Raw genomic sequence first — 15857 nt, 5'->3', positions numbered from 1 at the left:
GAGACGCAATATACGCGGCTGTTCAGATCTTGAGCACGAGCCTCACTCTGTCGTCCCGGCGAAGGCCGGGACCCATAACCACGAATCTTTGTGGAGATGGAGGGATGTGGCCACAGCCCGCCACATCAACTGAGTTCGGTGGCTATGGGTCCCGGCCTTCGCCGGGACGACGTTAAGAGAGAGTGAGTTACATGTCGAAATCTCACGGCCCCTTGCGTGTCGGTATCGGCGGTCCGGTCGGATCGGGCAAGACCGCGCTGATGGACCTGCTCTGCAAGACCATGCGCGAGCGCTACGACATCGCCGCGATCACCAACGACATCTACACCAAATGGGATGCGGAATTTCTTGTCCGCTCCGGCTCGCTGACGCCGGATCGCATTGCCGGGGTCGAGACCGGCGGCTGCCCGCACACCGCGATCCGCGAGGACGCCTCGATGAATCTCGCCGCGGTGGCGGATATGCGCGCCAAGTTTCCCGGGCTCGATCTCGTGCTGATCGAATCCGGCGGTGATAACCTCGCTGCCACTTTTTCCCCCGAGCTCGCCGATCTCACCATTTACGTCATCGACGTGGCCGCCGGCGACAAGATTCCGTCCAAGGGCGGCCCCGGCATCACCCGGTCCGACCTCCTTGTCATCAACAAGATCGACCTGGCGCCCCATGTCGGCGCCTCCCTGGAAAAGATGGAGACGGACGCCAGGCGCATGCGCGGCGAGCGGCCGTTCGTCATGACCAACCTGAAGAAGAGCCAGGGGCTGGACCGCATCATCGGCTTCATTGAGGCCAAAGGCGGCTTGAAACGGGCCGGCTGACCGCCGCGACGACCTAACGCAGGCGTTTCCCCCGTTAACGCGTTGGGCAAAGCCGTGTCCGCGGAACAAATTTCGGTCACGGCAATTGATTACCTCCGGTGCCCGGAGCAAATCCATCCCGGCCCGACCATCGGCGGGCCGATTTAAGCTTCTCAGGCGACCAAGTTGCGTACCGATGCCTCCTCCTTCATTATCCCGGCCATTGGGGTTCACCCTGTTTCGGCACGTGCCCGTTCGAGCGGCGTCCATATGCTCCGTGTTTATTGCCGACCTCCTGCTTTCGCCTGAGTAGTCGCGTGGTCAGGCTGGGTTTCATCATTGGCTTCATTGCTCTGCTCGGAGCCCTGCTCTCCGGGCTTGCGGCTTATCGCGTCCACGACCAGGAGCTGGCGCTGGACCGGATCGCGCTGGCACGCGCGATCGACGTCCATGCGAGCCTGGTCCAGGACCGGCTCACCGAGCGCGAACTGCTCGCGCGGGTTGCCTCCGGGCTGTTCCGGGCGCCGTCGGTGCTCAAACCCAACATGCTCGAGCCGCTGCGCTCGGCCATCTACGCCTTCAAGACCGATTTTGTGGTGGCGGGCTGGATCGCCCGACTGAAGCCGAACGAGCTTGCCGCAGCGCAGGCCGCCATCGCGAGCGCCGGCTTCCCCAATCCGCGAATCCGCAGCTATGACGACAAGCCGATCGATCCGGCAGGTGTCACCCAGCCGATCGACGTGCTGATGGATCTCGAGCCGCGCAGCAACGAGACCAAGGGGCTGCCCGGCCGCAGTTACGACCAGGATCAGGTGCGCGGCGCCATGCTGGCGCGCGCCAGAGTGGAGAAGAGGTCGGTTGCCTCAGAACCGGTTGCCCTCCTGCGTATCGGCGGGCCGATCGGCATCATTGTGGCCGCTCCCGTCATCCCAGAGGGCGCAACGGAGCCGGCGGGCTTCATCACATTTTCCTACGAGCTCTCTTCCCTGATGCTGACCAACGACGACATGTCGTTGTTCGCGGTCGCGCTGAAGGATCCGCGCCGGGAGGGCGGCGAGCTCGTCGCCAACGATCAAGGCGTGGTCTCTGCCCGCACGACGGCGGCGGATGGGCCGGCGCCGTCGGCGACGCGCACGGTGAGCTTCGGTGGTCGCGACTGGCAGCTCGGCTATTACGCCAAGACCAATTCGGCGCGCCGCGCCGAGCAGACTGCGATCATCGTGGCGGCGATCGGCCTTGCGATCACCGCGATGGTGTGCGGCTTGTTCGGCTATGTCGCCTACAACAATTTGCGGCTCAGCCGGGAAATCCAGGTCAGAATCGGTTTCGAGCGCCGGCTGACCGCTGTCATCGACGAGCTCAACCACCGGGTCAAAAACATCCTGGCGGTGATCCAGTCGATCGTGACCCGCACGCTGCGCCATGGCTCCGACATCGATGTCGCGCGCGAGCTCCTGATCGGCCGCATCCACGCCATGTCCAACGTCGTCTCGCTGCTGAGCGAGAGCCAGTGGCAGGGTGTCAAGCTGAAGGGCCTGTTCGAGGCGCGCGCCATCCCGCATGCCGACCGCATCGCCGTCACCGGCCCTGATATCGCAGTCAGCGCGCGCGCGGCGCAGAGCCTGTCGCTGCTGTTCTTCGAGCTCGCCTCGCACTCCGACGAGGGCCTGTCGCTGGTCGGCAAGCATCCGCACATCACTGCCAATTGGACGGTGACGAACGAGGGGGCCGGCGAGGTCTTCTATTTCCGCTGGGAGGAGTTCAACACCAGCGAAGCGACGCGCCGCCCCGATTCCGACTTCGGCCTGATCCTGCTCGACCGCGTCGCGCCCGAGGCGCTCGGCGGCACCGCCAAGCGCTATTTCACCGACGTCTCCTATGTCTACGAGCTGACCGCGCCGATGGAGACGGTCGAGGACATGACCGAGCGCGACCGCACCGACAAGCTGTCAGCACCGATCCGGCCGGCGCGGTAATTCCAGGCTAGCTCGTCGGCCGCAGCACGAGGTCAACCAGAGTCCGCGCGTAGGCCGGCGTTATCGGCGCGATGCCGAAGACGTAGCGGTAGAACAGGCTGCCATAGATCGCGTCGTAGAGATCCTGCGGCGGTGCTTCCGCCAGAATGCTGCCGTCGCTCTGGCCTGCGGCGATCATCTCGATCAGCGCGTCACGGCGGAATTGCAGGTAGCGGGCGTAGAACAGCTCCGCCGAGCCGGTCTTGGAGATGCATTCGGAGATGACGGCGAGCTGGACCTTGCCGAACTCGCCCTGGAGGGCTTCGGCATAGGCGGCGGCATGGCGGCGTGCGCGCGCGGCGGGGCTGCCCGAGCTTGCAGGCGGCAGCGGCAGCATCTGCGCGGCATGGTGAAGAAAGGCGTCGATCAGCAAGGCTTCGCGGGACGGCCACCATTTGTAGATCGTCATCTTGGAGACGCTGGAGTGGCGCGCGATCGCGTCGATGGTGGTGGCGGCAAGGCCGGTGGTGGCCATCAACGCATAGGCGCTTTGGAGAATGGCGTTGGTGGTCTCGATCGACCTTGGCCGGCCGCGCCGGGGCGCGGTGTCGGCTCCCTCACCCCCGCCATTCGCCATCACCACGCCGGCCTCCTCGCGCAATCCGCTGCCGCTCCGCATAGCCCAGCCGTGATGGCGGGCCTAGCGGAATCGGAAGGTGCCGGGCTAGGCCTGTTGCCGCAAGGCCGCGGGCAGGTCCTGCCGCTTCGACCAGGCGATGTAATATGCGACCGCGGCCATCGCCGCGAAGCCGGCCAGACTCACGGCGATCTGCATCACCACCAGATTGGCGCCGGTGATCAGGATGAGATGGCCGGCGAGGGACAGGAATACGCCGACGCAGAACACCGCGAGCCATTCCTCGCCGCATCGGATGACCGCCCGTAGCGATCTCCATTGCAGGCCGGGATGATCGGCCGGGACGAGATGTGTCGCGATGAAAGCGAGCGCGAGGAAGTGGACCACGCGATACGGTGCGAGGTTTTCCTTGTCGGTCGGCGTGATGTTGTCGAGCACGATGTCCGGCAGGTAGGCGGCAAGCGCCGGCGAGTGGCGCATCAGCGTGATCGCCATCCCGAATACGAGATAGGCGCCTGCAAGCACGCGCAGCCAGGACAGGCCGTGCAGCGCGCGGCCCGACGCTCCGGTCACGGCGAACCAGCCGCCCAGCACCATCAGCATCTGCCAGCAGAATGGGTTGAAGGTCCACTCCTGGTCCGGATAGACATGGAAATTCCAGTCGAACCAGCGCGCCGCGACGTACAGCGCGACCGATGCCGCAAGCGTCAGGTTCGGCCGCCGCAACAGCCCCCACAGCGCGAACGGAAAGAAGGCCATCAGCGGGATCATAAGCTGCAACAGATCGAGATTCAGCGGCTCCTCCTGGAGCACGAGGCCACGCACCAGGATGCGCAGCGGGTGCTCGAGAATTCCCGATATGTTGTATTCGTGGATGATTTCGGGCGCCTTGGATTGCGAGGCGACATAGGCGATGGTGTCGATATAGATCACGAACAGCACGACATAGGCGGCGTACAGCCGCCAGACGCGGCGAAAGATGCGCGTCGCTGCGACGACGTAGCCGCGCTCCAGCGCTATCCTGCCGTGAATGATCGCGACGCCATAGCCCACCACGAATACGAACAAGTCTGCGGCGCCGCTGAAGCCGAAGTTGCGCAGCGTCAGCAAATTGACGACGTTGTTCGGGATGTGGTCGACGAAAACCGACCAGTTGGCGATGCCAAGCGTCAAATAGAGCCGGGGGTCGTGATGGAATGCGGCGAGGTTCGCCTGGACGGACGGTTTCATCGAAAAATGACTTTTGGAATCAGGGGCGCTGCTTTTAGCGGCAACCGCCTGCCTATCCGAGTAGCGTTTGCGTGAGTGGGGGACATTCGCGCCGGGCGACGGAAATTTGGCGCGGCGCCGCCAGCGTCGAATTCCGAAAGATTGCGCTTGCGGGACCTACGACGAAATATTCTAACGCGCGCTAGCCGCTACTCGGCAGGTTCAGCCGAGACCTCGTCGGGTGCGCCGGCGCGGCTCGCCATGATTCCGAGGGCGACGCCGCCGATCGCCAGGATCGGCAACAGCCGCTTAATCCCGACGGCGCGAACGATCTGGAGTCCGGTGGCGAGCAGCATGGGATCCGCGAGCATGCTCGAGGCCGCCGACTTCGTGGCGCGCTCGGCCGCGATATGAGCTTGCTTGCGCAACTGCCGTTTGTAGACCCAATAGCTCACCGCCGCGGCCAAGGTCAGCAGAAAGAAAACGCCTGCACCGGCAAGGCAGGCCTGCACCGGACCATATTTGTTGAGCACCGAGATGAATGCCGCCGCGCACAGGAAGCACGTGGTGATGAACAGTGCGAACGCCGCGCCTGCTGCCAGCGAGGTCAGCCGCACAGTGGTGCCGGTGGATGCGCTGATCCCGTCGATGATGCGCTGAAACATGGCGTTGCTCCTCAAATCCCCACAAGCCGGCACCGGCGGCGCCGCTGCGCCACCGTCTCGATACAAGTTCGCAACCTCAGCGGCGCCAGGCCGCGCCGATAAGGAAGCCGATGCCGAGCGCGAGCCCGACGGTCGCGAGCGGCCGCTGGCTGATCGCGTCCTCCAGCGTCTCCTCGATCGAGCCGTAGGCCTCCTGTGCCGCGCCCATCATCGCGCTACCGCGCTCCGACATGTCGTCGATCGCGGAATCCACGTTTTCGCGCGCTTGGCGATAGCCGCGGCGGGCCTGCTTGCCGGACGAGTTGGCAAAAGTATTGAGCGCGTCGGTGATCTGATCGGTGAGGGCGGCGATATCGCTTTTCACGGCTGCTACATCCTTCTCGAGGCGTTCTCGGGTGGCTTTGTCGGTCCAGTCTCTCATCCCGGCTTCGGCATTGGTGGTGGACATCAGGGGCTCCGAGCTGTTGACGGTTGAGACAGCCGGGAAACGTTTCGTCGTCGGGTAAGTTCCGTTCACGGAAACCGGTCAGTCCTGCGGGAGCTGCGGCGAATCCTGCGGCAACAGATGCTCCTTCAGGATCAGGGCGACGATCAGCAGCGGCGACGACAGGAACGCGCCCATCGGGCCCCACAGCCAGGTCCAGAACGCCAGCGCCAGCAGCACCGCGAGCGCATTGAGCGCCAGCCGCCGGCCGATGATGGTCGGCGTGACGAAATGTCCCTCCAGGAAGGTGATGCCGCCAAAGGCGAGCGCCGCCATCAGGCCGCCGCTGACGGTCGGGAAGGTGACCAGTCCCACCACGACCAGAATGGCGAACATGGCCACCGGTCCGATGATCGGAATGAAATTGAGGGTGGCCGCGAGCGCGCCGAGGCCAGCCGGATTGGGCATTCCGGTGAGCGCGCAGACGATGCCGGCGGCGACGCCGACGCCGACATTGATCAGGGTCACGGTCAAGAGATAGTTGCCGAGATGGACCTCGATCTCATTGAGGATGCGAAGCGTGCGCAGCCGTGCCTCATGATCGCTGAAGGTCATGATCATTGCCCGTCGCAGGTCGCGCCAGCTGGCGATGAACAGGATCAGGGTGACGAAGAACAGCAGAAATTCGGTAAAGGTCGGTGACAGGAATTCGATCGTCGGCTGCACCCAATCGAATTTCGGCATCTGGAAACTCGGCAATCCCTCCGAGCCGCCGAGCATCAACTGCAGCTCTCGCCACAGCGCCAGCGGCCGGTCGAACACGTGGACCTTGTCTTTCAACTGCGCGCCGAGTTCGGGCAGGCGCGAACTCCATTCCATCGCCGGCGAGGCGATCAGCGCGACGATGAAGCCGACTACGGCGGTCACCGCGAACACGATCAGCGCGGCGGCGAGGCTCCGCGGCACTTTCCGTTTCTCCAGGAAGGTCGCTGCCGGCGAGAGCATCGTGCCGGTGACGAACGCCATCACCACAGGCAGAAAGAACGCCTTTCCGACATAGAGCACCGCGACGATTGCGATGAGGAGCAGTCCGGCGAGCGAGAAGGCGACGAGCTCGGTGCGGCGGATCACCGGCGGGAGTTCGCCGTGGCTCTCGGGAAGCGGAGTGCCTTCGCCGTTGCCGGAAGTCATACGTTCACTGGGAAGGACGCGCACAATACCTCTCCGGCACGGAGTCTTCGGTCCTCGCGCCCATGATCAGGAGAGAACGTCAAAGCGCCCTGCGGGTTCCATCGCGGCTTCGTGAAGAAGCGCTCTCTTGACTGTGACGTGGCTGCTGCATCGCGCCGCGGAACTTGTGGCGGTTCGACCGCGTTGATCAAACCAGCGCATCACCCTGATGCAGGCATCCAACGGGGCAGCACATGACGAAGTTCTCTCCAGTCCGACGCCGCTTATCGCCGCGCCGCATCACCGCTTTCGCGTTCGCAACCGCTTTGCTGGCGGTGCCGTTCGGCGCCGCAAGCGCACAGACTCTGGGCTACACCTATCCGCAGGGTCAGGGCTACCTGCAGGACCAGGGCTATCCAGGCCAGGGCTATCCAAACCAAGGCTATGCGAACCAAGGCTATGCAAGCCAGAGCGCGCAGGCCGCCGACGAGGATGCCGCGCTGCCCGATCGCCTGCGGAAGCGGATTGTCAGTTTCGACCGGAGCGAGCCGGCCGGTACCATCGTCATCGATACCAACAATACTTATCTTTACTACGTGCTCGGCCAGGGCCGCGCGATCCGTTATGGCGTCGGCGTCGGGCGCGAAGGTTTCACCTGGTCGGGCGTGCAGAGCGTCAGCCGCAAGGCGGAGTGGCCGGACTGGCATCCGCCGGCTGAGATGATTGCGCGCCAGCCCTATCTGCCTCGCTTCGTCGCAGGCGGCCCCGGCAATCCGCTCGGCGCGCGTGCGATGTATCTCGGGTCGAGCGAATACCGCATCCATGGCACCAATGATCCCACCACGATCGGCAAATTCGTCTCGTCCGGCTGCATCCGCATGACCAACGAGGACGTCACCGACCTGTTCGGACGTGTCAATGTCGGCGCCAAGGTGGTCGTACTGCCGAAGAACGCGCCGCTGATGGCGAAAGGCGGCGATTCCGTGCGCAAGCGCCCGGCAGTGACGGCGCTGCCCTCGGGCCGGCAGGCGCTGAACATTTCGAATTCGGCCGTGAACTAAGGGCCGAGTGAGGTCACATGAAGAGACGTTCGATCGGCAAACTCGCCGGTGGCGCGGCGGCATTCGTCGCCGTTGCCTCCTTCGGCCTCGCGCTGACGCCATCGGCCCATGCGGAGGAGTTTTTCTCGGCGCTATTCGGCGGCTTCCGCGGGCGGGCGGCGCCCGAGATCCGCATGCCGTTCCAGACCGATGACGCGCCGCGCTACGACACGCCGCGCTATGACACGCCGCGCCAGCGGGCCTCCTATGGCGGTGGCACGGCCTATTGTGTGCGCGGCTGCGACGGACGTTATTTCCCGGCGCAGGGAAATGATTCCGAGAGCAAGGCGCAATCCTGCAAGAGCTTCTGCCCGGCCTCGGAGACCTCGCTGGTCTATGGCGGCAACATCGACGACGCGACGACGGACAAGGGGAAATCCTATTCCGACCTGCCGAACGCCTTCCGGTACCGCAACGAGATCGTGGCGGGCTGCACCTGCAACGGCAAGGATCCGGTCGGGCTCGCCCAGGTCAAGATCGACGACGATCCCACCTTGCGCAAGGGCGACATCGTCGCGGGCGCCGACGGTCTGGTGGTCGCCAGCCGCAATGCCAACGACCGCCGCGGTGTCGCGATGAATTTCTCCCCGCTGCCGGATTCGGTGCGCGCAAGATTCCGCCAAGTGCCGGTTGTGGCGAAGGAGTAGCGTCAATGTCGTCCTGGCGAAAGCCAGGACCCATTACCCCGAATGCCGATGTGGGCCCGCACCGCTAACCACCAGCCTGCCTATTGCGGACGGCGGTGGTTATGGGTCCTGGCTTCCGCCAGGACGACACCGAGGGTGTGGGCGCGACTCTCTTTAAAGGCCCACCCTAAGCCGCGCGGATCTTGCCGAGGAAGTCGCTGACCTCATGGCCGAGCTGGCGGCTCTGGCTCTCCAGCATCTCGGAGGCGTGCTTCACGTTGTCGGCGGCGGCGGCCGCAGCGTCAGCATCGGATTTGACGCCGGTGATGTTGTCCGAGACGTTCCTGGTGCCCTGCGCCGCAAACTGGGTGCTGCGGGTGATCTCTTGCGTGGCCGCACCCTGCTCCTGCACGGCGGCAGCGATTGCGGTCGCGACCTCGTTCACTTCGCCGATGATGCCGCCGATGGTCTGGATCGCGCTGATGGCGTCGCCCGCGACCTTCTGGATATCGGCGATCTGCTCGGAGATCTCCTCGGTCGCCTTGGCCGTCTGGCTCGCCAGCGACTTCACCTCCGAGGCGACTACGGCAAAGCCGCGCCCCGCTTCGCCGGCGCGTGCCGCCTCGATCGTGGCATTGAGCGCGAGCAAATTGGTCTGCTGCGCAATGGTGTTGATCAGGCCGACGACCTCGCCGATGCGGCCGGCCGACTTTTGAAGACCCTGCACCGTGCCGTCGGTGTCGCGCGCCTGGGTCACGGCGCGGCTGGCGATGCCCGCGGCATGCGCGGCCTGCTGGCTGATGTCGTTGATCGAGGCGCTGAGCTCTTCGGCTGCGGCGGCGACGCTGTCGACGCTCATGGAGGCGTCATTGGAGGCCTTGCCCGCGACCTGCACGCGGTCGTTGGTCTGCCGCGACACCGCGGAGAGATCGCCCGAGGTCTTGCGCATTTCGCCGGAGGCTTCGCTCAATTCGCCGAGCGTCTTGCGCACCGCGCCCTCGAACTCGCCGACATAGGTCTCGACCGCGCGCTGGCGCGCGGAGGCGCCCGCATTGCGTTCGCGCTCCTGTGCCTCGATCTTGAGCTTCTCGTTGGCCTGCTGCTTGAACGTCTCCAGCGCGCCGGCAAGCGCGCCGATTTCGTCGCTGCGGTCGAGATAACCGCTGTCGACGGCAAGGTCGCCGCCGGCGACCTTCAGCATGGCGTCCCGAATGGTATTGAGCGGAGTGATGACGCGGCGGCTGACCAGCATGATCGCGCCGACGGCAAGGCCCACGGCGAGCGCCAGCAGCGTCAGCTGCACGATCAGTGCGCGCTCTGCGGCGCCGCGCTGCTCCTGGGTGTGGATCTTGGCAGCATCGAGCGCACCTTCTGCTACTGCGACCGCGCTCGCCATGCGGCCGACCGTGACCGGGCTCCATTGGTTCGCCGTCATCTCGGGCTTCTCACCCTTGACCAGCGCGTCGGCGAGACGGTCGCGCAAGGCCAGATATTGCGGCTCGAAATAGGAGGTCTTGGCGGAGGCCATCGCGGAGGCGAGCCCCGCCGGCAACTGCATGCCGGACGTCGACAACTCCAGCGCCTTCCACATTGCGCTCGTGCCGCCGACATATTGGGTATAGGCGTAGCGGCCTTCCGGCGTGATTTTGCCGGCGGCAAGCCCGGTCGAGACGATCAGCGACGCCTCGCCTGCGGTGTTGCGGAGCAGCCAGGCGTTCTGCTTGATCGACAGGAGCTGGTCGATCGTGGCGTCCAGGTGATTGACCGTGGCGGCCAACGTGTTCGAGAGCTTGTCGAGCGTGTCGAGCAGGCCCTGCGTCGTCTCCATGTATTCCTTGGGCAGGCCGGCGCGGCGCTGGTCCTTCGGCTTGGCCACATCCTCCCAGAACTGCTTCTGCTCTTCGGTCAACAATTTGAACAGACGCGCGAGCTCCGGTACCAGGGTGCCCGACTGTGGGAAGTCCATACTGGGCAGCAGCTCGAGCGCGCGCGCCATGGCGGACATTTGGGCATCGCGCAAGGCGCGCAGGTATTTTTCGATCTCGCCGTCCATCGGCTCGGTCGCGTTCAGGAGGCGGTTGGTCGTCGAGCGGTCGGTGCGCAGATTGTGCATCGCCTTGAACAGATCGGCGGACGTGACGGCGATCTGCGAGATGCGGTTGGCGGTCTTCAGGCGATCCCAGGACTCGTAGGCGGTGAGCGAGAGTGCGATCACCACGCAAACCGACGTGATCGCGATCACCGCCTTCAGCAGCGCGGATACGGTCAGACGATTCAGCATCGAAGTCCCCCAATTCCCATGACAAAGTTCGTGAAATCGCCCCGGGCAACATCGGAAAAGAGGGGCACGCAAGACCAGGCAATCGCATGCCGTTTGTGGCTCAGGGCCCAAACGGTGACTGCATCTGAAAGGAAAAGGGTAAAGTTTTAGGCAGGCCGACTGACGGTAGAAGTACGGAATTACTAGAAGTTGCAGAGGGTTGCATCAATGGAACCGGCACGGGAGTTGTGCGTTGAGAGAGCGTCCGCAACTGGCCTAAAAGGGGGGTCCTAGCAATGTTGGTCGGCGTCCTCGTCACCTTTCTCGTCGTCATTCTCGTACTTTACCTCATCAACATGCTGCCGATGGACGGCCGCGCCAAGCAGATCGCGCGCGTTGTCGTCATCATCATCGGTATCGTGTCGCTGCTGAAATATTTGGCAGTGTTCTAGCCGGGCTACTGCTCCAACAAAAAAGCCCCGGCGTGAGCCGGGGCTTTTGGTGCTCGCTTATTCGGGCTTATCCCGCCGCCTTCGCCTCGCGGCGGCGGGCGGTGAGGATGTATTCGGTGTAGCCGTTGGGCTGCTCGCGTCCCTTGAAGATGAGGTCGCTCGCCGCCTTGAAGGCTGTGCCGTCGAAGGCGGGCGCCATCGGCTTGTAGACGGGATCGCCGGCGTTCTGCTTGTCGACCACGACCGCCATGCGCTTGAGCGATTCCATCACCTGCGCTTCGGTGATGACGCCCTGGTGCAGCCAGTTGGCGAGGTGCTGGCTGGAGATGCGCAAGGTGGCACGGTCTTCCATCAGGCCGACGTCGTGGATGTCAGGCACTTTGGAGCAGCCGACGCCCTGGTCGATCCAGCGCACGACATAGCCCAGAATGCCCTGGCAGTTGTTGTCGATCTCCTGCTTGACGTCGTCGGGCGCCCAGTTCGACTTCGACACCGGGATGGTGAGGATGTCCTCGAGCTTTGCCCGCGGGCCGCCCTTGGCGAGCTCCTGCTGGCGCGCGGTGACGTTGACCTGGTGGTAGTGCAGCGCGTGCAGCGTCGCGGCCGTCGGCGAAGGCACCCACGCGGTGGTGGCACCGGCCTGCGGATGAGCGAGCTTCTGGGCCAGCATGTCCGCCATCTTGTCCGGCGCGGCCCACATGCCCTTGCCGATCTGGGCATGGCCGGGCAGGCCACAGGTCAGGCCCATATCGACGTTCCAGTCCTCATAGGACTTGATCCAGGGCTGCGCCTTCATCTCGTTCTTGCGGATCATCGGACCCGCTTCCATCGATGTGTGGATCTCGTCGCCGGTGCGGTCGAGGAAGCCGGTGTTGATGAACATGATGCGCTTGGAGGCGCGCTGGATGCAGGCCTTGAGGTTGACGGTGGTGCGCCGCTCCTCGTCCATGATGCCGACCTTGAGCGTGTTCTCGGGCAGCGACAGCATCTTCTCGACGCGGTCGAAGATCTCGCAGGTCAGCGACACCTCGTCGGGGCCGTGCATCTTGGGCTTGACGATATAGGCCGAGCCGGTGCGGCTGTTCCTGACCTTGGAGTTGCCTTTCAAGTCGTGCACGGCAAGAAGCCCGGAGACGGCGGCGTCGAGCAAGCCTTCCGGAATCTCCTCGCCCTTGTCGTCCAGCACCGCGTCGGTGAACATGTGGTGACCGCAATTGCGCATCAGGAGCAGGCTGCGGCCGTGCAGCTTGACCTCGCCCTTGCCGTCAGGCGTCTTGTAGCTGCGATCGGCATTGAGCGAGCGCGTCAACGTCTTGCCGCCCTTTTCGAAATCGGCCGACAGCGTGCCGTTCATCAGGCCGAGCGTGTTGCGATAGACCAGCACCTTGTCCTCGGCGTCGACCGCCGCGACCGAGTCTTCCATGTCGAGAATGGTTGAGACCGCGGACTCCATGACCATGTCCGCGACGCCGGCCGGATCGTCCTTGCCGATCGCGCTGGTGCGGTCGATCTTCACCTCGACATGCAGGCCGTTGTTGGCGAGCAGCACCGCGCTCGGTGCGGCCGTATCGCCCTGGAAGCCTGCGAATTGCGCGGCGTTCTTCAGCGCGGTGGCATTGCCGCTCTTCAGCTTCACCGCGAGCTGGCCCGCGACCACGCTATAGGCGGTGACGTCGGTGTGACTGCCGGTCGCCAGCGGCACCGCGGAATCGAGGAACGCTTTTGCCTTGGCGATGACCTTGTCGCCGCGCGCCTTGTTGTAGCCCTTGCCGCTCTCGGACGGATCGTGCGGGATCGCGTCGGTGCCGTAGAAGGCGTCATAGAGCGAGCCCCAGCGCGCATTCGCCGCGTTCAGCGCATAGCGTGCGTTGGTCAGGGGCACGACCAGCTGCGGGCCGCAGATCGTGCCGATCTCCTCGTCCACATTGGCGGTCTCGACCTTCTGCGTCGCCGGCTCAGGGACGAGATAGCCGATCTCCTTCAGGAAGGCGGTATAGGCATTGAGGTCGAACGCCTTGCCCTTGTTGGCGCGGTGCCAGTCGTCGATCTTGGTCTGCAGCGTGTCGCGCTCCGCCAGCAGCGCGCGGTTCTTCGGCCCCAACTCCTTGATGATGGCGGCGAGCCCGGCCCAGAACGCATCCGGCGCGATTCCCGTCTTCGGGGCCGCTTCCTTGGCGATGAAATCGAACAGGACGGGAGCGATCTTCAATCCGTGGGCATCGACGCGTTTCATGATGGGCTTTCTCGTTGGAAATGGCTGTTTTTGGCTGCTTTTGACCCGACAGCAGCAAAATGCGCCCATAAGGGGCGGCTTTCAGGATCTTATTAGCCCCAAAATCGGGGCCGTGAGAAGGCCCCCAAAAGTTGTCAAAATGTCAAGGCGGTGGGGCAGGCCGGCGAGGAAGGCACCTAAGCGTCAAATGCCAAAGCAATGAGCGTGATCTCTCCCCGGCGTCGTCCCGGCGAAGGCCGTTACCCATAACCACAGGGAGAAATTTGACAAAGATTAGTAGTCCGGGATTCGCGCCCCATCCCCACCGACAGATCGCGCGGTATGGGTCCCGGCCTTCGCCGGGACGACTCCGATGATGTGGCGCGATAATCGGCGCCGTCAAATATTCGCGGCGAGGTCCACGACTTCGTCGAACAGCACGCCGGTCGTCTTGAGCATCTGTTCAATCTCGTCCGCCGCCTCGGCGACCGTCCGCGTCGAGGTCTCGATCACGAGCTCGGCTGCTTGCGGCGTCTCGTAGTTGTTGAGGATACCGGTGAACGACGCGAGCGTGCCGGCGCGGGCCTTTTTGTAGTGGCCCTTGGGGTCGCGCTCCTCGCAAATTTCCGCCGGCGTCGCGACGTGGATCTCGCGGAACGAAGTGTCGGCGATGCGGCGCGCGGTGGCGCGGTCCTCGCGGGCGGGCGAGACCGCAGCGACAATGGCGATGTGGCCGTTACGGGCGAGATGTGTCGCGACTTCGGCGAGACGGCGGATGTTCTCGCTGCGATCGGCGGCGGAGAAGCCGAGATCGCTGTTGAGCCCGGCGCGCAGCGTGTCGCCGTCGAGCAGGATCGGTGAGCCGCCATTGCTGAACAGCCGCCGCTCCAGCGCTTTTGCGAGAGTCGACTTGCCGGAGGCGGGGAGGCCGGTGAGCCAGACCACGGCGCCGTTGTGACGATAGCGCGCGGAGCGTTCGTCGGGCCGCAGCGCGGATTCCACCGGCACGATGTCGACGGGCACGGCGCGCTGGCCGGCATCGACCGACAGCACCAGACCGCCGCCGGCGATGCGCCCGGACACCTCGATCACGAGACGGCCGGTGCGCGGATTTTCCGTGTAGGGATCGGTGGCAATCGGATTCGAAAGGGAAATGTCGATCTCGCCGACATGGTTGCGGCCGATTGCCTTGTTCTCGACGCTCGACAGCTCGCCCGGATCGACCGCCTTCTCGATTGCGACGACCGTGGCGCGGCTTTCCTTCGGTCCGCAGCGAACCAGGAGCTGGTCGCCCTTGGCCAGCGGCTTGTCGTGCAGCCAGAAGATCCGCGCGCGCAGCCGTCGCGTCTCGCGCGGCGCGCTGTTGGTATGCGCGATGATATCACCGCGCTCGACGAACAATTCGCGGTCGAGCGTGATGCCGACAGAGCGGCCAGCACCCTGTCGGCCCGCGACCGGCGTCACCGGCCAGCTCTCGACCGTCTTGATCCTGGCGATCTTGCCGGCCGGCATGATCACGATTTCGTCGCCGGCAACCAGGCTGCCGGATTCGATCCGGCCCGCAACGATGCGGCGATCGTCGAATTTGTAGATCGCCTGCACCGGCAAGCGCAGCGCCAGCGCTTCCAGCGGCCGCGCCGGTTCGAGCCGATCCAGCGCCTCGACCACGGTCGGGCCCTTGTACCAGCCGATCCGGTCGGTGCGCTCGGCGACGCCGTCGCCGTCGCGGGCGGAAATCGGAATCACGGCCGTGGGCTTCACGCCGAGGCCTTGCAGATGCGCCGAGATCTCGTCGCTGATCTCCTTGAAGCGCTCGGCGGAGAAGTCGACGCGGTCCATCTTGTTGACGACGACCGCGACCTGCTTCACGCCGAGCAGATGCAGGAGATAGCCGTGCCGCCTTGTCTGGTCGCGCACGCCTTCGAGCGCGTCGATGATCAGCACCGCGCCGTCGGCCTGCGAGGCGCCGGTGATCATGTTGCGCAGGAATTCGGCGTGGCCCGGTGCGTCGATCAGCACGATGTCGCGCGAATTGGTGCGGAAGCGGATCTGCGTGGTGTCGATGGTGATGCCCTGGTCGCGCTCGGTCTGAAGCGCGTCGAGCAGGAACGACCATTCGAACGGCATGCCGCGCCGCGCGCTGACGGCCTTGAGCATCTCGAGCTTGCCGTCGGGCAGGCTGCCGGTCTCGTGCAAGAGGCGGCCGACCAGCGTCGACTTGCCGTGATCGACATGGCCGACAATGACGATGCGGACCTGCGGTCGCGTCGTGCCATTTGGCATCGACGTGGTGCCGTTCGGAGTGGCGGGCGAAGCGGGGGTGACGATCATGTTCATACGACGCTCGCGTCCT

The 15857-nt window shown here is 64.7% G+C and carries 13 protein-coding genes; 5 read left to right on the top strand and 8 right to left on the bottom strand.

Annotated features, from left to right (window positions below):
- Nucleotides 1-191: 191 nt before the first annotated feature.
- Nucleotides 192-815, top strand: coding sequence for an urease accessory protein UreG (gene ureG / locus AC0L2J_RS13875; protein ID WP_473390657.1), 624 nt, complete (start codon nt 192-194; stop codon nt 813-815).
- A 296-nt stretch (nt 816-1111) separates the two neighbouring features.
- Nucleotides 1112-2770, top strand: a complete 1659-nt coding sequence (locus AC0L2J_RS13870) for a CHASE domain-containing protein (protein WP_063994686.1) — start codon at nt 1112-1114, stop codon at nt 2768-2770.
- A gap of 7 nt (nt 2771-2777) precedes the next feature.
- On the opposite strand, the gene AC0L2J_RS13865 is transcribed toward AC0L2J_RS13870, so the two are convergent.
- The 5 genes from AC0L2J_RS13865 to AC0L2J_RS13845 all read right to left on the bottom strand — a co-directional run bounded on the left by AC0L2J_RS13865 (nt 2778) and on the right by AC0L2J_RS13845 (nt 6899).
- Complete coding sequence (locus AC0L2J_RS13865) at nt 2778-3386, bottom strand: TetR/AcrR family transcriptional regulator (RefSeq protein WP_473248292.1); 609 nt, start codon at nt 3384-3386, stop codon at nt 2778-2780.
- Nucleotides 3387-3473: 87 nt separating this feature from the next.
- Nucleotides 3474-4616: an OpgC domain-containing protein gene (locus AC0L2J_RS13860; protein ID WP_473390650.1), complete on the bottom strand. Its 1143-nt coding sequence runs from the start codon at nt 4614-4616 to the stop codon at nt 3474-3476.
- A gap of 188 nt (nt 4617-4804) precedes the next feature.
- Nucleotides 4805-5260 carry a hypothetical protein gene (locus AC0L2J_RS13855; protein WP_007605433.1) on the bottom strand — a complete coding sequence of 152 codons (456 nt, stop codon included), beginning with the start codon at nt 5258-5260 and terminating at the stop codon, nt 4805-4807.
- A 76-nt stretch (nt 5261-5336) separates the two neighbouring features.
- Nucleotides 5337-5708 carry an ElaB/YgaM/YqjD family protein gene (locus AC0L2J_RS13850; protein WP_007599824.1) on the bottom strand — a complete coding sequence of 124 codons (372 nt, stop codon included), beginning with the start codon at nt 5706-5708 and terminating at the stop codon, nt 5337-5339.
- Between the two features lie 78 nt (nt 5709-5786).
- Nucleotides 5787-6899 carry an AI-2E family transporter gene (locus AC0L2J_RS13845; RefSeq protein WP_063994688.1) on the bottom strand — a complete coding sequence of 371 codons (1113 nt, stop codon included), beginning with the start codon at nt 6897-6899 and terminating at the stop codon, nt 5787-5789.
- A gap of 209 nt (nt 6900-7108) precedes the next feature.
- Here AC0L2J_RS13845 and AC0L2J_RS13840 point away from each other — a divergent pair, with 209 nt between their 5' ends.
- Together AC0L2J_RS13840 and AC0L2J_RS13835 are read left to right on the top strand one after the other, a co-directional pair.
- Nucleotides 7109-7915, top strand: a complete 807-nt coding sequence (locus AC0L2J_RS13840) for a L,D-transpeptidase (protein WP_473390647.1) — start codon at nt 7109-7111, stop codon at nt 7913-7915.
- A 17-nt stretch (nt 7916-7932) separates the two neighbouring features.
- Complete coding sequence (locus AC0L2J_RS13835; RefSeq protein WP_473390644.1) at nt 7933-8601, top strand: DUF2865 domain-containing protein; 669 nt, start codon at nt 7933-7935, stop codon at nt 8599-8601.
- A gap of 166 nt (nt 8602-8767) precedes the next feature.
- On the opposite strand, the gene AC0L2J_RS13830 is transcribed toward AC0L2J_RS13835, so the two are convergent.
- Nucleotides 8768-10861, bottom strand: coding sequence for a methyl-accepting chemotaxis protein (locus AC0L2J_RS13830; protein WP_473390640.1), 2094 nt, complete (start codon nt 10859-10861; stop codon nt 8768-8770).
- Between the two features lie 275 nt (nt 10862-11136).
- On the opposite strand from AC0L2J_RS13830, the gene AC0L2J_RS13825 reads away from it, so the two are divergent.
- Nucleotides 11137-11292, top strand: coding sequence for a Thivi_2564 family membrane protein (locus AC0L2J_RS13825; RefSeq protein WP_007599832.1), 156 nt, complete (start codon nt 11137-11139; stop codon nt 11290-11292).
- 67 nt (nt 11293-11359) lie between these two features.
- On the opposite strand, the gene AC0L2J_RS13820 is transcribed toward AC0L2J_RS13825, so the two are convergent.
- Together AC0L2J_RS13820 and cysC are read right to left on the bottom strand one after the other, a co-directional pair.
- Nucleotides 11360-13525 carry a malate synthase G gene (locus tag AC0L2J_RS13820; protein ID WP_473390637.1) on the bottom strand — a complete coding sequence of 722 codons (2166 nt, stop codon included), beginning with the start codon at nt 13523-13525 and terminating at the stop codon, nt 11360-11362.
- A 378-nt stretch (nt 13526-13903) separates the two neighbouring features.
- Nucleotides 13904-15841, bottom strand: a complete 1938-nt coding sequence (cysC, locus tag AC0L2J_RS13815; RefSeq protein ID WP_473390633.1) for an adenylyl-sulfate kinase — start codon at nt 15839-15841, stop codon at nt 13904-13906.
- Nucleotides 15842-15857 lie beyond the last annotated feature (16 nt).

This window comes from Bradyrhizobium sp. MV1.5, assembly GCF_055807615.1.
Note: the sequence above shows the minus strand (reverse complement) of the source record. Positions and strands in the feature narration are given on the sequence as shown.